A 19,622-nucleotide genomic window follows, 5' to 3' on the forward strand; every position below is an offset into this window, starting at 1 on the left:
AACACATGTCTGGAGGATTAGTTACAGCTGCATACATTGTTGCCGCGATCCTGTTTATTTTCAGTCTTGCCGGGCTTTCAAAGCATGAAACGTCCCGCCAGGGGAATAACTTCGGTATTGCCGGGATGGCGATCGCGTTGCTGGCGACCATTTTCGGGCCGGATACCGGCAACGTGGCATGGATTCTGGTCGCCATGATTATTGGCGGCGCGATTGGCATCCGCATGGCGAAAAAAGTTGAGATGACCGAGATGCCGGAGCTGGTCGCGATTCTGCACAGTTTCGTGGGCCTGGCGGCGGTACTGGTTGGCTTTAACAGCTATCTGTACCATGACGCCAGTCTGGTGCCGGTGCTGGTGAATATTCATCTGACCGAAGTCTTCCTCGGTATCTTTATTGGCGCAGTCACTTTCACTGGATCGATCGTAGCGTTTGGTAAACTGCGCGGCAAAATCTCTTCTAAGCCGTTGATGTTGCCTAACCGTCACAAAATGAACCTGGCGGCGCTGGTTGTTTCTTTCCTGTTGCTGCTGGTTTTTGTCCGCACCGAAAGCGTGGGTCTACAGGTTCTGGCGCTGCTGCTGATGACCATTATCGCGCTGGCGTTTGGTTGGCATCTGGTCGCCTCTATCGGCGGGGCGGACATGCCGGTGGTTGTTTCAATGCTGAACTCCTATTCCGGTTGGGCTGCCGCGGCGGCTGGCTTCATGTTGAGCAACGATTTGCTGATTGTGACCGGCGCGCTGGTCGGTTCGTCAGGCGCGATCCTGTCTTACATTATGTGTAAAGCGATGAACCGCTCTTTCATCAGCGTTATTGCTGGTGGGTTCGGTACTGACGGCTCCTCAACGGGCGACGATCAGGAAGCTGGCGAACATCGCGAAATCACGGCGGAAGAGACCGCTGAGATGCTGAAAAACTCCCACTCCGTCATTATTACGCCGGGGTACGGGATGGCGGTGGCGCAGGCGCAGTATCCGGTTGCGGAAATCACCGAAAAACTGCGTGCGCGCGGTATCAACGTGCGTTTCGGCATTCATCCGGTGGCGGGTCGCCTGCCGGGGCATATGAACGTGCTGTTGGCAGAGGCGAAAGTGCCTTATGACATCGTGCTGGAAATGGACGAAATCAATGATGATTTCGCCGATACCGATACCGTGCTGGTGATTGGCGCGAACGATACGGTGAACCCGGCGGCGCAAGACGATCCCCGCAGCCCGATCGCCGGTATGCCGGTTCTCGAAGTGTGGAAAGCACAGAATGTCGTGGTCTTTAAGCGTTCAATGAATACTGGTTATGCTGGTGTGCAGAACCCGCTGTTCTTTAAAGAGAATACGCAAATGCTGTTTGGCGATGCCAAAGCCAGCGTGGATGCAATTCTGAAAGCGCTTTAATCTTTTAAACGTGCGGCGGCCTCTTCGGAGGCCGTTTTTATAAACTTCATCCTTTAAGCTGCCTCTTTGTTGGCTGCGCTCAGAAACCCCGGTCACATCGTTATCTATGCTCCCGGGGATTTCTTCCCTTGCCGCCGCGAGGCATCTTGAATGATTTTGTGTATGTATTGCATTTTATCTTTTGTTTAAATCGCTAAGCAGAACGGCGATACTCTGCCCGCCGGTGGTCTGTTCGAGGGCGATTTTGACAATGATGGTTAACGGAACGGAGAGCAACATGCCCACCGGACCTAATAGCCAGCCCCAGAAAATTAACGACAAAAATACCACTAAGGTTGAAAGGCCTAAACCACGTCCCATGATTCGTGGCTCAAGGATATTGCCGAAGACCAGATTAATCAGCAGATAGCCTGCCAGCACCAGCAGCGCATCATAAAACCCGTTAAATACCAGCACCTGAATAATGGGTGGCAGGGCAGCGAGCACCGATCCAATATTAGGAATATAGTTCAGCGCGAAGGCCAGTAGACCCCAGACAAAGGCGAAGCGGACATCCAGCACGGCCAGCATTCCCCATGCGACCAGCCCCGTCACGATACTGATCGCTGTTTTTAGCACCAGATAATGGGAAACGCTATCAAGCGCGCGTTGAATTGCCGCCATGCCCTCCACCGGACGGCTCATCATCTGCTGCAGTTTTTCAGGCAGTTGTGGAACCTCCAGCAGCATAAATACCACGGTCAATAACAATAAAAAGATGGACGACATGGCATTGGACAGTTGGGTGAGCAGGTTGTTACCAGAGTCATGGCGGCGTTTGGATCGATATATTTCGCCAGCTCATCAACCGACACGCCAATGCCTGCTCGCTGTAACCACGGTTCAATACGTTGCAACGGTATCACCAATGAGGAGCGATACTGCGGTAGGGTACGAGCCAGTTCATTTAATGATGTTCCCAAATAGGCCAGTAGCAGTACCATTAACATAACAATAATCACAATGAGCAATGATACTGCGATAACGCGCGGAATTCGGCATCGGGTCATCCGTTGCACAACGGGATTGAGAACGACTGCAATAAATAACGCCAAAATAAAGGGAACAATGATATCTGCGGCGAAGCGGATACCGCTCAGAATAACTACCAGCATTCCCAGCATAATGACGATTTTTAGACCATTGAGCGTGATGATCGGTTTTGCCATATCAGTCCCTGTTTTCTGATGCCGACACGAATAATAATGTGATGTCGGTCGACCTGTTCTGGTTAAAATCAAACACTTCAGGTAAAGAAGTGAAAATATTTTGAGTTAATTCCTGGCTTATGATACAAATCAGGCGTGTTCAACTACCGAGGACAATTATCATCCACGATGACGAGAAGCAACACTGCGGATAATTGTAATATTATGGACAATATGTTCAGCGCTTTTTTCTCCACGCAAACGCATCTTCACTCTACCTCCTTTTTCCTGCTTATCGGCGAGCAGCACTGGCGTAACGCACTTTAGTCTCTCACTTCTGCCTGAGCTGGCGCAATGCGCTGTGCTAACTGATTTTATTTTTTAGTTTGCTGCGTGCAGCAGACTCGAAAGAGTATATTCTCATGCAGGAGAAGTGTCATGTTTTACTGGATTTTATTAGCTCTGGCTATCGCGACTGAAATTACCGGCACGCTCTCAATGAAATGGGCTAGCGTGGGTAATGGCAATGCGGGTTTTATTTTAATGCTGGTGATGATCACGCTGTCATATATATTTCTTTCTTTTGCGGTAAAAAAGATTGCCCTGGGTGTAGCGTATGCCTTATGGGAAGGGATCGGCATTTTATTTATTACCATTTTTAGCGTGCTGCTATTTGATGAAGCATTATCAACCATGAAGATTGCCGGCTTGCTGACGCTGGTCGCCGGCATAGTATTGATCAAATCAGGGACGCGTAAACCCGGCAAACCGGTGAAGGAGGCGACTCGTACAACAATTTGAATGGATACACGGCGCCTGGCTTGGGCTGGCAATAATGCTGGAAATCGCGGCTAACGTACTGTTGAAATTTTCGGACGGCTTTCGCCGTAAATGCTATGGCATCTTATCGCTTGCCGCTGTTCTGGCCGCCTTCAGCGCGCTTTCCCAGGCGGTAAAAGGGATAGACCTGTCGGTGGCGTATGCGTTATGGGGCGGTTTTGGTATTGCCGCCACGCTGGCGGCGGGCTGGGTGCTCTTCGGCCAGCGCTTAAACCCCAAAGGCTGGGTTGGCGTGATATTGCTGCTCGCCGGAATGGTCATGATCAAATTTGCCTGAGACGATCGCTGTCTGTCGGTTCAGGCAGCGATTCCCGCATTAATCCTGCGCCAGAGCTTTCAGCTTATCGCGAAAGCCGGTGACGGATATAGCGCGGTTATCGGCGCGCCAGCGATCTTTAGCCGCAGGGGCGGAGCTTTGTACGCCAATGAGCTGCCATCCGCTATCCGTGTGCAATAAGAGCGGCGAGCCGCTGTCGCCAGGTAACGTGTCGCACTGGTGTGAGAGTACGGCATTCTGCGCCCAGCCGGTCACGACGCAATCCTGATGGGAATAGAGCGCATTCAGATGATCTTCCGGATAACCGGACTGCGTGACTTTTCGGTCTGCGGCTTTCAACGCCGCAGTGAGCGCCGCTTTATCGCCGGTAAATAAAGGCACTGGCGTGATACCGGAAGGTGGGTAGCGCAATATTACCAGACCAAAATCCCAGCTTGCCGCGGCAGGCGGCACAATCCAGCCATCGCCATCCGCTTTCAGGCGTCGGCCCAGCGACGGTTCAACGCGGCCTTCAATGCCGTGGATTTCATAGCGCCATACTCCTTTTCGCGCCACAAAACGCAGCGCAACCGCCTTGTCTGGTTTTCCTTTCGGTGGCGTTAGCAGGCAGTGACCTGCTGTCAGGGCGATATGCGGGGAGATAAGCGTTGCCGTACACAAATTACCGCTGGCGGTCTCTAGTTGCCCGATGGCATCCCACGGCGATTGGGTAGGATCGGCGACGGGCACCCGATCATCATGGTTAAAAAAAAGCGTTTTGACGTCGCTGGCATCCGTGGCGTCTGTTTCAGCCCCCCTGGCTTTCGCCATAACCGGTAAAAAACACACTATGCCCAGTAATACAGCAATGGTTTTATGCATATCACACTCTGGTAGGTAATTATGATTATTAACAACAAACCCTCAGTACTACTATAGACGTGACGGTAAGAAAGTGGGAGTAAAATCAGATAACTACACTCAGGAAAGATAGAAATGCGTGGTAATAACGGCGCATAAAATAAGCACGATAAGAATGAGCTCAAAGCGGTAGCGAGACACTTTTTTGCCCTCCCGGAAGGCGGCGCTAAACCAGAACAATTTAGCGCCGTAAAAACGGGCGCGGGGGCGCGCCGCAGCATGTTACGATTTACGCAGCCGGTTGAGTAGTTGGTTTTGACGTGGTTTTGGCTGGCGCTTTACCACCTTTTTTCTGGTGCTTTTTAGCCGCCTGCGCTTTTTGCTCAACGGTTTTTTTATGCTGTTTTTTGTGGTGCTGGGTGGTCTGGGTTGTTTTGGCAGGCGCTGCGGTTTTCGCAGGCGTTGCAGTCTCAGCCGCGAATGCTGCGGAAGAGAGACCCATTGCAGCGGCAATAACCAGAGCTAATACTTTTTTCATTTTGATACCCTCGATTTGGTTTTCATTCAACCCCACTGCGGGGCCGGTGAAATGACTATATCGCTGTTATCAAAAGGCTTCCGTGAGTGATTGGTTTCGGCATGTAACGTTATGTACAATCCCCCGGTAACGCGATGTCAGCCCCCACCATAATAGGTAGCTTTACGTTACCGGCCGTTATTTTTGGCCGCAGAGTCGGTAATATCCGCCCTCCAGAATAACAAGCACACCGTATATGAATCCGATAATCTGGGTGGTATTTACGCTTCTGGCGCTGGATGCAATTAGAGAAGTTATGGGCGTATCAAGCCTGACAGGTCTATGGTGAACAGTGAGTCGTGGCGTGAAACCAGCCCGGCGATAGCGCATGTTGCTATCGCCGGATTATTTCTTTTCAGGCGTGAAGACGATGATGTAACCGCGTCCCGACCAGGATGGCCAGCACCAGCATTAGCGCGATAAAACCACCTACGCCGTTCCAGCCGTAACTATGCCAGAATACGCCGCCTAGCGTCCCGGCGATACTGGACCCCAGATAATAGCTGAAAAGATAAAGTGACGAGGCCTGTCCCTTCGCCCGGCGCGCACGCGGGCCAATCCAACTACTGGCCACGGAGTGCGCGGCGAAAAAGCCGGCGGAAAAAAGCAGCATCCCGGCAAAAATCAGCCAAAGCGAGGTAAAAAGCGTCAGTAAAAGCCCACCCAGCATTACTGCGGTAGAGAACAGCATCACTGGCCCCCGGCCATAGCGTGAGGTCATTGCGCCAGCTTTCGGCGAACTCCATGTGCCGGTGAGATAGGCTACGGATAACAGTCCGACCACGGCCTGGCTTAATTCCCAGGGGGAGAGCATCAGGCGATAGCCAATGTAGTTAAATAGGGTGACGAACGCGCCCATCAGTAAAAAACCTTCCGCAAACAGCAGAGGCAACCCCCGATCGCGCCAGTGGAGACGGAAATTAATAAATAGCGTTTTAGGCCGTAGTGACGTGGGACGAAAATGTTGCGAGGCGGGTAAAATCTTCCAGAACATCAGCGCGGACGCCAGCGCAAAGCATCCGATGGCCGCCAGCGCGATGCGCCAGTTAAAAAAGTCGGTCATGACGCCGCTTAATAAACGCCCGCTCATCCCGCCGATGGAATTACCGCTAATATAGAGCCCCATGGAGAAAGCGACAAAGCTGGGATGGATTTCTTCACTCAGGTAGGTCATTCCCACCGCGGCGACGCCGCTTAACGACAGACCGATCAGCGCACGCATAATCAGAATACCATGCCAGCTGGTCATCATGGTTGATAACAATGTGCAGCAGGAGGCTAATAACAAGGCGGTGACCATCACCGGTTTACGGCCTATCGCATCAGAAAGCGGGCCGGTAAAAAGTAAGCCGATAGCCAGCATGGCGGTAGAAATAGAAAGTGAAACGCTGCTGCTGGCGGGGGAGACGCCAAACTCCTGGGAAAGTACCGGTAGTATAGGCTGAACGCAATAAAGGAGCGCGAAAGTCGCCAGGCCCGCGGAAAAAAGGGCCAGCGTGACGCGCATGAAAGGCGCTGTACCGCGTTTAATAAATTGAACCGGCTGAGAATGGCATTGTTCATCGATATCGCTCGCCGTGGCGTCATCGAGAATAGTTGTACGACTCACGTTAAATCCTTGCTTTACATCTCCGTCAACAGGAGACGGGTATAACCGACATGTAAAGCATAGAAAAAGCAAAATATTCTGTCTAATATATTAATTGTCTCAAATAAGACGTTAAAAATATGAATATCGAATTACGTCATTTACGTTACTTTGTGGCGGTAGCAGAAGAGCTGCATTTTGGTCGCGCCGCCGCGCGCCTCAATATCTCGCAGCCGCCGCTCAGTCAGCAGATACAAATTCTGGAGCAGCAGGTCGGCGCGCGATTACTGGCGCGGACCAACCGCAGCGTAGCGTTAACGGCCGCCGGGCGACAGTTTCTGGTGGACAGCCGACACATCCTGAGTCTGGTAAACGACGCCGCCGCTCGCGCCGAGCGGCTGCATCAGGGCGAAGCGGGAGAAATCCGTATTGGCTTTACGTCTTCAGCGCCTTTTATTCGGGCGGTATCGCATACCTTTTCGCTGTTCCGCCAGTCCTATCCGGGGGTGCATATGCAAACGCGTGAAATGAATACGCGTGAGCAAATCGCGCCGCTCAACGAAGGCGTACTGGATATTGGCTTGCTGCGGAATACGCCGCTGCCCGACACACTTAATCGCGAGGTGATTTTGCATGAGCCGCTTATGGCCATGATCCCGCGCGAACATCGGCTGGCGCAAAAGCCGGTCGTCAGTCTGACAGAACTGGCGGAAGAACCTTTCGTCTTTTTCGATCCGCATGTCGGGACGGGCCTCTACGACGATATTCTCGGCTTGATGCGGCGCTATAACCTGTCGCCGACCATCACGCAGGAGGTTGGCGAGGCAATGACCATTATCGGTCTGGTGGCGGCGGGACTGGGTGTCTCGATTCTGCCGGCATCCTTTAAGCGTGTACAGATGAGCGAGATGCGCTGGGTTCCCCTGGCGGAAGAGGACGCCGTATCTGAAATGTGGCTGGTATGGCCAAAGCATCATGAACAGAGTCATGCCGTACAGCGGTTTTGCCAACTGCTATTACTGGCTGCCCGACGGGATTAATTACGCTTAAAAAGGGTGAAAATGTGCAGTTAATCACACGGCTAAGCAAAAAGTTGACGGCGAGTATTGAAGTGTTTCACCATAGCACACAGATTATTTCGGAGCGCGAAAATAAAGGGAGTGAGCGGTGGTTGCTGATAGTCAGCCTGGGCATATCGATCAAATTAAGCAGACCAATGCTGGCGCAGTGTATCGCCTGATTGATCAGCTCGGACCGGTATCGCGAATTGACCTGTCTCGTCTGGCGCAGTTGGCGCCTGCCAGTATTACGAAAATTGTTCGCGAAATGCTGGAAGCGCATTTGGTTCAGGAGCTTGAAATTAAAGAGGCGGGCAGTCGTGGACGTCCCGCCGTCGGGCTGATGGTGGAAACGGAAGCCTGGCACTATTTATCTATTCGTATTAGCCGTGGCGAAATTTTCCTTGCACTGCGCGATCTTAGCAGCAAACTGGTGGTAGAAGAGTGTCTGGCGCTGCCGTTAAACGAAGCTACGCCGTTGCTTGAGCGAATTATTACGCACGTTGATCGGTTTTTTACCCGCCATCAGCAGAAACTGGAGCGTCTGACCTCCATTGCCATTACGTTACCGGGCATTATCGATACCGAAAACGGCGTTGTGCACCGGATGCCGTATTACGAAGATGTCAAAGAGATGCCTTTGGGAGATGCGCTGGAGCGGCACACCGGCGTACCGGTTTACATTCAGCATGATATTAGCGCCTGGACGATGGCAGAGGCGCTTTTTGGCGCCTCACGCGGCGCGCGCGACGTTATCCAGGTGGTGATTGATCATAATGTGGGGGCGGGCGTTATCACCGACGGTCATTTGCTTCATGCGGGTAGTAGCAGTCTGGTAGAGATTGGGCATACCCAGGTCGATCCTTATGGTAAGCGCTGTTATTGCGGTAATCATGGCTGTCTGGAGACCATCGCCAGCGTCGATAGCGTGCTGGAACTTACGCAGCTTCGGCTTAATCAGTCAATGAGTTCAATGTTGCACGGCCAGCCGTTAACGGTAGATTCACTGTGTCAGGCGGCGATGCAGGGAGATCTATTAGCAAAAGATATTATTAGCGGCGTTGGCGCGCATGTCGGACGCATTCTGGCTATCATGGTGAATTTATTTAATCCGCAAAAAATTCTTATTGGTTCGCCGCTAAGTAAAGCGGCTGATATCCTTTTTCCGGCCATTGCTGACAGTATCCGTCAGCAGGCGCTGCCCGCCTACAGTAGGAATACGGTAGTGGAAAGCACGCAGTTTACCAACCAGGGCACGATGGCCGGGGCGGCGTTGGTAAAAGACGCGATGTATAACGGCTCTTTGTTGATTCGTCTATTACAGGGTTAACATTTTTAACTGTTGTACAAAAATTTGCGCTAACTCAAGCTGATTGCCCTTGCCATATCTTAGACTTTCTCCACTGTATTATTTTCCTGGCTTATATTTTCGAAGCATAACGGTGGAGTTAGTGATGCTGAAGCGTTTCTTTATTACAGGTACAGACACTTCTGTTGGGAAGACGGTGGTTTCCCGCGCATTACTACAAGCGTTAGCGTCGGGTGGTAAGAGCGTTGCAGGGTATAAACCTGTCGCTAAAGGGAGCAAAGAGACTCCAGAAGGGATGCGCAACAAAGACGCGCTGGTATTGCAAAGCGTCTCTTCGCTGGAGTTGCCGTATGAGGCGATTAATCCGATCGCGTTAAGCGAAGAAGAAAGCAGCGTCGCGCATAGCTGTCCTATAAATTACACCTTGCTGTCCAACGGTCTGGCGAGCCTGAGCGATAAAGTGGACCACGTGGTTGTGGAGGGTACTGGCGGCTGGCGTAGTTTGATGAATGATTTACGTCCATTGTCTGAATGGGTGGTACAGGAACAGTTACCGGTATTGATGGTGGTAGGGATTCAGGAGGGGTGCATTAATCATGCGCTACTGACTGCGCAAGCTGTCGCTAATGATGGACTGCCCTTAATTGGCTGGGTGGCGAATCGTATCAATCCTGGCCTGGCGCATTATGCTGAAATTATTGATGTGCTTGGGAAAAAACTGCCAGCGCCGCTGATTGGCGAGCTACCGTACCTGCCGCGCGCCGAGCAGCGTGAGCTGGGGCAGTATATTCGTTTGTCAATGCTCGGCAGCGTGCTGGCGGTAGATAGAATCATGGCGTAACGTTCGCGAGAGCACTGACGCGACTACACAGGCAATCAGCAGACCGGGGAGTAACTGATACTCGCCGGTCATTTCACAAATCATCAGGGTGGACATTATCGGCGCATGGGTTGTCGCCGCCAGTAGCGTCGCCATACCCGCCAGCCCCAATAAAATTGCTATTTCATCCGAGCCTGGCAGCCAGAATCCCCATATCCGACCCAGAGACATTCCAATGGATAATCCGACAAATAATGTTGGCGTAAAGACGCCGCCCGGCGCGCCAGACCCGCTGCTGGCGAGCACCGCCAGGATTTTGCACACAAAAATTCCGCCAATCAGCGAGAATAGCGGCGGGGAGAGCAAAAATGATTGTACGACGCTATAGCCGTTTCCCCATACCGTGGGCGTGAGTAACGACAGTAATCCGACAATAAGCCCGCCCAACGCCAGTTGCTAGGGCGGGGACAGTTTTAAACGTAAGAAACTATTATGGCTGGCCGTCATCAGCCACATCAGCAATGGGCCGCACAGACCGGCGACCAGGCCGGTACTGACTATCATGACGTACTCCCGCGCGTGGAGATCAACGGTCAGATGCACGGTATAGAGTAGTGAATCGCTACCGTTTAATACATGGGTGGTTAGCAGGGCGACGACGGCGGAAACGACAACCGGGCCGAGGGAAGCCAGCATTAAGGTACCGAACAGGATTTCCGCGATAAACAGGCTGCCCGCCAGCGGCGCATGGTAAGCGCCCGCCATGCCCGCAGCGGCGCCGCTGGCGATCCATAATTTCCATTCCTCACGCGGCGTGAAGCGTCGGGCAAAGCTGGATGCCGCCAGCGCGGCGAGGAGGATCATTGCGCCTTCGCGACCAATTGCGCTGCCGCTGACCACGACCAGCAGCGAGGCCAGCGATTTCACCAGACTGGCGCCAACGTCAAATTGCCCGTCGGTTTGCAATGCTTCCATATAGTCAGTGGGCGCATGGGGGCGCTGTTGGTTCATTTTTTGCCACCCCCATAGTAACAGACCAGCGGCCAGGCCGCCAAGCGCTGGCGTAATCAGCCGTCGCCAGGGCGAAAGCCCCTCAGCCGCATTCACCAGACTGCCGGTGTCATTACTCAGGAAAATCCACTCCAGCAATTGCATCGCATGACGGAAGGCGGCGACAGCCAGCGCCGCGAGAATACCGATGAGCGTAGCGATCAGCAGGCGACGAAACATCGCGCGCAGATCCGGGTAAGCGTGTAAACGATGCATGAGCGGGTAAACAGGGAGTTTCAGGATAGCCTATTCTGCGGGGAAATGGCGTCAGACGCAAAAGCACTATGTGCGATATAATATTGCGTACAATAATGATATTGCCGGATAGCGAGAGGCCATCCGGCGGCAGCGTTAGCTGTTTTCGTGAATATTTAGCGCCCGACGCGTGCGGCCTGAGCTGAGATAATCGGCGATGTAATCCTGAGAGATTTCACCGTTATAGCGTCCGTCTTCATCAACGATCGGCATCCAGCTAGTATTACTTTCGTACAATCTGGACAGCACAATACGCAGGTTATCTTCCGCTTTGCCCGTAATACGGAAAGGATGGGTGATATCGGCGCAGATTCCGCTGGCGTTCCGCGCTTCCCGGCGCTTCACAAATCCCAGTGGCTTACCGTCGTTGTCAATGACGGTAATGGCGCGAATATCGTGATCATCCATAATGCCGAACGCCTCGCTTAACGGCATGGAAGGCCGCGCGGTAATGGTTGGCTGTTGGTCGGTCACATCGCCTGCGGAGACCAGTAGCAAACGCTTTAACGTTCTGTCCTGACCGACAAACGACCCGACAAACTCGTTAGCCGGTTTGGCCAGCAGTTCATCAGGACTGGCGCACTGTACAATTCGCCCCTGACGGAACACGGCGATACGGTCGCCGAGTTTTAGCGCTTCGTCGATATCATGGCTGACCAGCATCACGGTCTTTTTTAGCTTACGCTGCATATCCAGAAACTGGTTCTGGATCACTTCGCGGTTAATGGGGTCCACCGCGCCGAAGGGCTCATCCATCAGCAGTACCGGCGGATCGGCGGCCAGAGCGCGGATCACGCCAATACGCTGTTGCTGTCCCCCGGACATCTCCTTTGGATAGCGATGCAGAAATTTTCTGGCATCCAGCGCCACTATGTCCATCAACTCTTCGGCGCGTTGCTTGCAGCGCGCTTTGTCCCAACCCAACATGCGCGGCACAACGGTAATATTTTCTTCAATCGTCATATTAGGAAACAGGCCGATTTGTTGGATAACATACCCAATATTGCGGCGTAGCGTTACCGTATCCATATCGTTGGTATTCTCGCCGTTGATAAGAATATTACCGCTGCTGGGCGCGATCAGCCGGTTGATCATCTTTAACGTGGTGGTTTTGCCGCAGCCGGAGGGACCGAGTAAGACGCACATTTCGCCTTCCGGCACGTTCAGGTTGACGTTGTCGACGGCTTTTAGCGGCTGACCCTTTTTCTGTACAAATTGTTTGGTGAGATTTTCCAGTTTTATCATTATCGTATCCCCTTAGGTGTCAGTACGACTTGCAGACGATGCAACAGCCAGTCAAGCACAATCGCCAGTAGACAGATCATCAGCGCGCCGGCAATTAACATGCGAATATCGCTGCCGCTAATGCCGTTTAACAGTAGCAGCCCCAGACCGCCAGCGCCGATAACCGCGGCAATCGCCATCACGCCGATATTCATCACTACCGCGGTGCGGATACCCCCGAAAATAACCGGTAGGGCCATTGGGATTTCGACCCAGCGCAGCCGTTGCCAGAAAGTCATACCGATGCCGCGTCCCGCTTCACGCAGACCGGGCGGCAAACTATCAAGCGCAGTATGGGTATTACGCACAATCGGCAGTAAAGAGTAGAGAAAAACGGCCGTCACGGCGGGCAGAACGCCAATACCATGCCCGATCAGCGAAAAGAGCGGGATCATTAATCCAAACAGCGCGATAGACGGAATGGTAAGAAGTAGCGTGGCGGCGCCCAGTACCGGCGTTGCCAGCCATTTGTGGCGTACAATCAAAACGCCTAACGGTACGCCGATGATAATCGCCAGACCGACGGCCAGCGCGACCAGCCAGAGATGCTGAAAGGTAAGGCTGGCGAGATAGCCTGCGTTATCCAGCATATAATGTATCGTATCCATAGGCGCTCCTTACAGCAGACCTTTGTCCTGCAAAAATTGATGGGCTACCTGTTGCGGCGTGCGATGCTCGATATCGACCTGGGCGTTTAGGGTCGATATCACATCGTTATTGAGCAGGCCGGAAAGGGTGTTTAAGGCGTCATCAAGGCCAGGATTGGCCTCCAGCACCTCTTTACGCACCACGGGCGTGACAGCGTAACTTGGAAAGAAGCCTTTATCATCTTCCAGCACTTTCAGATCAAACCCTTTCACCCGTCCGTCGGTGGTATAGACCAGCCCGGCGTCAACCAGTCCATCCCGAACGGCGTTATAGACCAGCCCTGGGTCCATCTGTCGTATTTGCGGGCGATCAAGCTGCATTTGGTAGGCTTGCTGAAGGGGCTTCATCCCATCGCTGCGCCCGGCAAATTCCAGATCGAGACCGAGCATCCAGTTGTGGTCAGGATCGTTCTGCCGGACCTGTTCGATTTTTGCCACCATTTGCGAGATGGTGGTGATATTTTCCGACTCGGCGCGTTTGCGCTGCATCGCGAACGCGTAAGTATTGTTCATGTCAGCCGGTTTGAGCCATACCAGGCCCAGCTTCGCATCTAGGCGTTTTACCGTGTCGTAGGTTTCCTGTGGACTCATGCGCTTATCGATACGGTTGAAAATAATCAGCGATGTACCGGTGTATTCCCAGGTAATATCAATTTGTTTATTCACCATCGCATTACGTGAAATCACCGCGGCGATATTGGTTTGCGGCTGAACCTGAAAGCCTTTCTTCTGCAAATACTGAACGGTCATAGCGGAAAGAATATGCTGCTCGGTAAAGCTTTTGGTGGCGAGAACCAGCGGCGCGGCCTGCGTCTGGCTACTGAACAACAGCGTTGCGGCAAGCCATCCCAACAGGTGTTTTTTGAATCTCATTTAACGCTCCTTATTGTTATTTATGCGTTCAGACGGTATGAGGGCTAAGGCGTCGCCCAAACCAGGCAAGCAGAGTGTCAAGAATCAGCGCGAATAACGCCGTGGCCGTTGCGCCGAGGATCAACGTCGGAAAATCGTTGAGATAAATTCCCGGGAAAATCAGCTCGCCGTAGCTGCTGGCGCCAATCAGAAAGGCCAGCGGCGCGGTGCCGACATTGATGGCGGTCGCGATGCGAATACCGGACAGCATCACTGGCCACGCATTAGGTAGCTCTACCTGGCGAAGCCGCTGCCATTTTGTCATCCCAATCCCGTTCGCCGCTTCAATCAGTGAGGCGGGAACGGAACAGAGGCCCGCATAGGTATTGCGGACGATAGGCAGAAGAGAAGCCAGAAATAGCGCGACAATGGCGGGCGTATCGCCGATCCCGATAATCACCATCGCTAAGGCCAGAACGGCCAGCGGCGGCAAGGTATTACCAACATTAAAGATTTGCATGACATATTCAGCAAATCCTTTTGCCGCAGGTCGGCTGAGTAAAATCCCGCTCGGGATACCGACCAGTAAAGCAAAAAACATGGACGTAAAGACCAGCATCAAATGCCGTTGCCCGAGATACAGCAGATCGACCTGACGCGCTTTCAGCGTCTCCAGACCGATTCCCCAGATAAACAGCGCCAGTAACAGCAAAATGACGATAGTGAACCCAAGTACACGTTTTAGGGTGAGGGTGTGCATTGCGGTGTGTCTCCCTGTTTGCATGTGTTATGGCGACGTTAAGAGTCGCGTGTTGTTATGCCATGTTCCGGCTGGGTACTTTGAGCTATAGCAACAGGTTGGGAAGGATTCCAGCGAAGCGTGATGTTTAACACTATTAAACATCTATTAACAATTATGCTTTGCCCTTATGCGGCTTAGCGTAAACATTCACGATAAAGAATTATCTTAAAAACAGAAACGTAGTGTGACGTTGTCACTTTTTGTAGATAAAAATAGGCCGCAATGGGAGAAAAGGCAGGTAAAATCCTGCCTTTTGTGGGGATTAACGGAATAACGGTTTTACAGCGACGGGAATAATAAGTTGAGCTTGCCATTGCGCCAGAGTCAGACGCGCCAGTTGCCCCAACGCCTGATAAAACGGATGCCCGGCATGATCGATAAATACGTCCAGAAAGCGGGACGACCACGGAAACAGATGCCAGGCCAGGAGTTGTTCGCATTCATGATGACGATCATTCTCGGCAAGCCAGGCCGCCAGCAGCAACAGCGACCCAAAATGATCTTCTGGCTCGTTTTGTTGCATTTCAAACTGAATCCCGTTTTCGCGCATCCACTGACGTAGCGCCAGCGTAGAATCGCCAAATAATACGCTCTCACGATCCAGCCAGACGGAACCCCACGGCGGAGACGGCAGAGCGTAAGGGCCGATAAACAGACGCTGCCAGGCCTGTGGCAACGACTCTTCGCTGTGGGTCTTAAACATAGCCGCCACAGGCGCAAGCGCCTCGGCATCAAGCGGCCACTGCGCCTGCCAGTCGTCGGTTAATAGCGCCTGAACCAGAGGAGCGGTTTCGTGGCTTTCCGGCGAATAATAAAACAACGCGCCAAGAACACGCGCCGTTACTGCAAAATCATCACGTTGTAAAAAAGTGGTCATTCAAACAATCCCGAAAGGTGCGGGTCGCCCCGCACGCATAAATTAACCTGCGACGGCCATACCTACGGTCATATGCAGGCCATAAAAAAGTCCGCGGCCAATAATTTCGCCTGCCAGCACCAGCACGACACCGAGCAGCAAACCAACGGTATGCGGTTCGCGGCGACGGATTAGCGGACATAGCCAGCAGCCTAATCCGGCAGCAAGCAAGACAATGCGCCAGACCTGTAGCATACCGTAATCCGGTGCGAGATGGCTGGCCTGTTGCACGGAACTGTGAATGGTTGAGAGAGACAGTCCTTGTAGTACGATGACCGCCACGCACACCACCAATGCCAGGCCGCTAATACTGGCAAACGTCACGCTGCAAAATGGGACGCGCGCGATGCGTAGCAGTAGCGCCGCAAACACCGGGCCGCACAGGAATGCCGTGAGGAAAAAGGCCAGCGTGGTGTAGCCATTATACCAGGTTGGCACGGTATCTATCTGATAAACGAGCGTCATTGCCCAGATGAATGCAATGCCGAGCGCCATACTGACCAGCAGCCACACTTTACCCAGCGCCGGGGGCATTTTACCGAGTACCGCCACCAGCCACCAGATGCCGCCTACGGCAAAGAACACCGATCCTGCGGCGATTTCATTACTCAGTGCGGAAGCGCCTACGCGGTTAAGCGAGTTAAACGCGCGCATCGGCGAGCCGAGATGCATAATCGACGCGAGGAATCCCAGTCCCATCACCAGCCACAGAAAAAACATGCTACGCACGATGCGCTGACGGGCGATGGTATCGTCTTTTGCCGTCAGCCAGCCCAGTCCGCTAACGATTAACGCGCCGACCACGCACTGACCAAAGACCGTGAAGATCATCAACGGCCATTCATGCCATCCACTTCCCATCTTATACCTCCTTCGGATTGGCCAGATAACCGGTAGTGTCCCCGGTCGGGCGGCTGTTGGCGTTGGGTTTAATCACAATATTCGGCTTCGTGAAATGCGCGCGCGGCAGCGGCGCGACGGCAGCCAGCTCACAGTGTTTTTTACGCAGTTCGTCTATCGGGCCGAAATCCAGCGCCCGCAGCGGGCAGGATTCGACGCAAATCGGCTTTTTGCCTTCCGCCACCCGGTCATAACAGCCGTCGCACTTGGTCATATGACCTTTGGCGGCGTTGTATTGCGGCGCGCCGTACGGGCAGGCCATGTGGCAGTAGCGGCAGCCGATACAGACCTCTTCGTTCACCACCACAAAACCGTCATCGCGCTTGTGCATCGCGCCGCTCGGGCAGACTTTGGTACAGGCCGGGTCTTCGCAGTGGTTGCATGAAATGGAGAGATAATAGGCAAACACGTTCTGGTGCCAGACACCGTTATCCTCCTGCCAGTCACCGCCCGCATACTCATAAATGCGGCGGAAGCTGACATCCGGGGTCAAATCTTTGTAGTCCTTGCAGGCCAGTTCGCAGGTTTTGCAACCGGTGCAACGACTGGAATCAATAAAAAATCCATACTGGGTTGTCATCGGTTACTCCTTACGCCTTTTCAACCTGAACAAGATTACTGTGTGACGGATTACCTTTCGCCAGTGGGGAAGGCCGGTGCGACGTCAGAATGTTAATGGAGCCGCCGCGATCGATTTTGTCGCCAAACATATCGGCATTTAACCAGGCGCCCTGGCCGATAGCGGTGACGCCAGGCAATATGCGCGGCGTGACTTTTGCCAGAATGAGCATCTCTCCATTCTGGTTAAAGACCCGCACGGTGTCGCCATGCTGAATGCCGCGCGCTTGCGAATCAATCGGGTTGATCCAGATCTCCTGCGGACACGCCTGTTGCAGGATGTCGATATTGCCGTAGCTGGAGTGGGTACGCGCTTTATAGTGGAAGCCGGTTAGCTGTAGCGGGTAGCGCTGACGAAGCGGATCGTCCCAACCGTCAAAGCCTGGCGTATAGGCGGGTAAAGGATGGATAATCTCATCTTTCTTCAGCTCCCACGTGTTGGCGAGGGTTGCCAGACGCTCGGAATAGATTTCGATTTTACCGGACGGCGTTTTCAGTGGGTTGGCGGCAGGGTCTTCGCGGAATGAGCGGAAAGCGACGTAGTGCTCCTCCGGGCATTTTTTTTTGAAAATCCCTGTCTGTTTCATCTCTTCGTAATCCGGCATTTCCGGGTTACGCGCTTTGGTTTTTGCGTGCAGGTATTTGACCCACTCATGCTGCGTGCGGCCTTCTGTGAAGGTCTGGTATACTTCCGGACCAAGCCGTTTAGCCACTTCACTGAGCGTCCAGTAAATGGGCTTTCTTTCAAATTTCGGCGAGGTGGCGGGCTGACCAAGAATGACATAGCCCATATTGCCTGCGGATTCGTGGGAAATCAGATCTTCCTGCTCGGTCGGCATTAAATCAGGCAGCAGAATGTCGCAATATTTTGCCGACGCGGTCATAAAGTGCTCGATGCCGACGATCATTTCACATTTACTGTCGTCCTGAAGCACCTCGTGGGTGTGGGCGATGTCGCCATGCTGATTGATCAGCGTATTACTGGCGTAGCACCACAAAAATTTGATCGGCACGTCGAGCTTGTCTTTTCCCCGCACGCCGTCGCGTGTGGCGGTCATTTCCGCGCCATGATCGATAGCGTCGGTCCAGGTAAAGACCGAAATCTGGGTTTTTACCGGGTTCTCCAGCATAGAAAACCATTCGACGCCCAGATCCCAGGTGCCTTCGCGCACGCCGGAATTACCGCCATTTATGCCGACGTTACCGGTGAGTACAGACAGCATGGCGATTGCGCGTGCGGTCTGCTCCCCGTTAGAGTGGCGTTGCGGTCCCCAGCCCTGGCAAATGTAAGCCGGTTTCGCCGAGCCGATTTCCCGCGCCAGTTGAATGATTTTTTCCGCCGGAATACTGGTAATCTGCGCGGCCCATTGCGGCGTTTTAGCAATACCGTCGTCGCCCTGACCCAAAATATAGGCTTTATAGTGCGCGTTACGCGGGGCCGAGGCGGGCAGAGTGGTTTCGTTGTAGCCGATGCAGTATTTATCCAGAAACGGTTTATCAATAAGATCTTCGGTAATCAGCACCCAGGCGATTGCCGCCGCCAGCGCGCCATCGGTACCAGGGCGAATCGGCAGCCACTCGTCTTCGCGGCCGGCGGCAGTGTCGTTATAACGCGGGTCAATCACGATCATCCGGGCGTTGGAGCGCTCGCGCGCTTGTTCGACATAGTATGTCACGCCGCCGCCGCTCATACGTGTTTCCGCGGGGTTATTGCCAAACATCACCACCAGTTTTGTATTGGCGATATCATCCGGACTGTTGCCGTCGTTGCCGCCGAACATATAGCTCATGGCCGCGCTGATTTGGGCGGTGCTGTAGCTACCGTAACGGCTGAGATAGCCGCCGCAGGCGTTCATCAGGCGATACGGTACGTTAGAATTGGTAATATTGCCGCCGTCCACGCCGGTACCGTAAAGGACATGTACCGCTTCGTTGCCGTAGTCCTTGAGGATACGTTTCAGGTTATCGCCGATGGTATCCAACGCTTCATCCCAACTGATACGTTCGAATTTGCCTTCTCCTCGTTTACCAACGCGTTTCATCGGATATTTCAGGCGATCGGGATGATTCATCCGGCGACGAATAGAACGGCCGCGCAGGCAGGCGCGTACCTGATGGTTGCCATATTCATCGTTGCCCGTGGTATCTGATTCAACCCAATATACGGTGTCATCTTTTACGTGTAGGCGCAGCAGGCAGCGGCTGCCGCAGTTAACGATACATGAACTCCAGACCGCTTTTTCTGCCACATTGCCGGATGCGAGGTCTGCTGCGGCGTGTGCGATGCGGGAGAACGGAAGGGTGAAAGCGCTACTGGCAAGCGCAAGGCTACCGATAGCGGAGGTTTTCACCAGGCTTCGTCGGCTGATACTGGCCGCCATTAATGCCTCAGGGTTGGTGATTTTCAT

Annotated in this window: 18 protein-coding genes and 2 pseudogenes; 7 read left to right on the forward strand and 13 right to left on the reverse strand. The window is 53.2% G+C overall.

Translation table 11 applies throughout. The features are described 5' to 3' along the window. Positions 1-5 precede the first annotated feature (5 nt). Complete coding sequence (pntB, locus tag ACLJRU_RS00600) at positions 6-1,394, forward strand: Re/Si-specific NAD(P)(+) transhydrogenase subunit beta (RefSeq protein ID WP_001539985.1); 1,389 nt, start codon at positions 6-8, stop codon at positions 1,392-1,394. A gap of 174 nt (positions 1,395-1,568) precedes the next feature. Here pntB and ACLJRU_RS00605 read toward each other — a convergent pair. After that, positions 1,569-2,602, reverse strand: a pseudogene (locus tag ACLJRU_RS00605) (AI-2E family transporter). A gap of 417 nt (positions 2,603-3,019) precedes the next feature. On the opposite strand from ACLJRU_RS00605, the gene mdtJ reads away from it, so the two are divergent. Next, a complete protein-coding gene (gene mdtJ / locus ACLJRU_RS00610; RefSeq protein ID WP_023234931.1) occupies positions 3,020-3,382 on the forward strand; it encodes a multidrug/spermidine efflux SMR transporter subunit MdtJ in 363 nt (120 codons plus the stop codon). A gap of 4 nt (positions 3,383-3,386) precedes the next feature. Then, entirely contained in the window at positions 3,387-3,698 is a 312-nt protein-coding gene (gene mdtI, locus ACLJRU_RS00615) for a multidrug/spermidine efflux SMR transporter subunit MdtI (RefSeq protein WP_031606589.1), read from the forward strand. 39 nt (positions 3,699-3,737) lie between these two features. Here the strand turns inward: mdtI and ACLJRU_RS00620 are convergent, their stop codons facing one another. Then, positions 3,738-4,559 carry a trypsin-like serine peptidase gene (locus ACLJRU_RS00620; RefSeq protein WP_000549649.1) on the reverse strand — a complete coding sequence of 274 codons (822 nt, stop codon included), beginning with the start codon at positions 4,557-4,559 and terminating at the stop codon, positions 3,738-3,740. Positions 4,560-4,827: 268 nt separating this feature from the next. Next, the gene (gene asr, locus ACLJRU_RS00625) at positions 4,828-5,076 is read right to left on the reverse strand and encodes an acid resistance repetitive basic protein Asr (RefSeq protein WP_187790628.1); all 249 of its coding nucleotides are present in this window, start codon (positions 5,074-5,076) and stop codon (positions 4,828-4,830) included. A gap of 235 nt (positions 5,077-5,311) precedes the next feature. On the opposite strand from asr, the gene ACLJRU_RS00630 reads away from it, so the two are divergent. Beyond that, positions 5,312-5,404 (forward strand): KPN_01571 family protein, encoded by a 93-nt coding sequence (locus ACLJRU_RS00630; RefSeq protein WP_001068154.1) that lies wholly within the window; start codon positions 5,312-5,314, stop codon positions 5,402-5,404. Positions 5,405-5,470: 66 nt separating this feature from the next. Here the strand turns inward: ACLJRU_RS00630 and ACLJRU_RS00635 are convergent, their stop codons facing one another. Further along, entirely contained in the window at positions 5,471-6,724 is a 1,254-nt protein-coding gene (locus ACLJRU_RS00635; RefSeq protein WP_000091787.1) for an MFS transporter, read from the reverse strand. Positions 6,725-6,843: 119 nt separating this feature from the next. On the opposite strand from ACLJRU_RS00635, the gene ACLJRU_RS00640 reads away from it, so the two are divergent. From ACLJRU_RS00640 to bioD, 3 genes are all read left to right on the forward strand, one after another. Then, entirely contained in the window at positions 6,844-7,743 is a 900-nt protein-coding gene (locus ACLJRU_RS00640) for a LysR family transcriptional regulator (protein ID WP_001019577.1), read from the forward strand. A 127-nt stretch (positions 7,744-7,870) separates the two neighbouring features. After that, a complete protein-coding gene (mlc, locus tag ACLJRU_RS00645) occupies positions 7,871-9,091 on the forward strand; it encodes a sugar metabolism global transcriptional regulator Mlc (protein WP_000225087.1) in 1,221 nt (406 codons plus the stop codon). A gap of 124 nt (positions 9,092-9,215) precedes the next feature. Next, positions 9,216-9,911, forward strand: a complete 696-nt coding sequence (gene bioD, locus ACLJRU_RS00650) for a dethiobiotin synthase (RefSeq protein WP_000919210.1) — start codon at positions 9,216-9,218, stop codon at positions 9,909-9,911. Here the strand turns inward: bioD and clcB are convergent. The 9 genes and pseudogenes from clcB to ynfF all read right to left on the reverse strand — a co-directional run bounded on the left by clcB (position 9,867) and on the right by ynfF (position 19,622). Further along, positions 9,867-11,156: pseudogene (gene clcB, locus ACLJRU_RS00655) on the reverse strand (voltage-gated ClC-type chloride channel ClcB). The gene bioD and the pseudogene clcB overlap by 45 nt on opposite strands. Positions 11,157-11,291: 135 nt before the next feature. Continuing rightward, on the reverse strand, positions 11,292-12,440 hold the full coding sequence (gene osmV, locus ACLJRU_RS00660; protein ID WP_023234933.1) for an osmoprotectant ABC transporter ATP-binding protein OsmV: 1,149 nt from the start codon (positions 12,438-12,440) through the stop codon (positions 11,292-11,294). Further along, on the reverse strand, positions 12,440-13,087 hold the full coding sequence (gene osmW, locus ACLJRU_RS00665; protein WP_000379677.1) for an osmoprotectant ABC transporter permease OsmW: 648 nt from the start codon (positions 13,085-13,087) through the stop codon (positions 12,440-12,442). The genes osmV and osmW overlap by 1 nt, the downstream gene beginning before the upstream one ends. Positions 13,088-13,096: 9 nt before the next feature. After that, complete coding sequence (gene osmX / locus ACLJRU_RS00670; RefSeq protein ID WP_001211193.1) at positions 13,097-13,999, reverse strand: osmoprotectant ABC transporter substrate-binding protein OsmX; 903 nt, start codon at positions 13,997-13,999, stop codon at positions 13,097-13,099. 28 nt (positions 14,000-14,027) lie between these two features. Continuing rightward, on the reverse strand, positions 14,028-14,738 hold the full coding sequence (gene osmY / locus ACLJRU_RS00675) for an osmoprotectant ABC transporter permease OsmY (RefSeq protein WP_000557304.1): 711 nt from the start codon (positions 14,736-14,738) through the stop codon (positions 14,028-14,030). A 304-nt stretch (positions 14,739-15,042) separates the two neighbouring features. After that, positions 15,043-15,657, reverse strand: a complete 615-nt coding sequence (dmsD, locus tag ACLJRU_RS00680) for a Tat proofreading chaperone DmsD (RefSeq protein ID WP_000206565.1) — start codon at positions 15,655-15,657, stop codon at positions 15,043-15,045. A 42-nt stretch (positions 15,658-15,699) separates the two neighbouring features. After that, positions 15,700-16,557 (reverse strand): dimethyl sulfoxide reductase anchor subunit family protein, encoded by an 858-nt coding sequence (locus tag ACLJRU_RS00685; RefSeq protein WP_000534695.1) that lies wholly within the window; start codon positions 16,555-16,557, stop codon positions 15,700-15,702. A gap of 1 nt (position 16,558) precedes the next feature. Beyond that, positions 16,559-17,176, reverse strand: a complete 618-nt coding sequence (dmsB, locus tag ACLJRU_RS00690; protein ID WP_023234934.1) for a dimethylsulfoxide reductase iron-sulfur subunit DmsB — start codon at positions 17,174-17,176, stop codon at positions 16,559-16,561. 10 nt (positions 17,177-17,186) lie between these two features. Next, complete coding sequence (gene ynfF, locus ACLJRU_RS00695; RefSeq protein WP_023234935.1) at positions 17,187-19,622, reverse strand: selenate/tellurate reductase subunit YnfF; 2,436 nt, start codon at positions 19,620-19,622, stop codon at positions 17,187-17,189.

Origin of the sequence: Salmonella sp. SAL00653, from assembly GCF_046552515.1 — a bacterium.
GTDB lineage: Bacteria > Pseudomonadota > Gammaproteobacteria > Enterobacterales > Enterobacteriaceae > Salmonella > Salmonella enterica.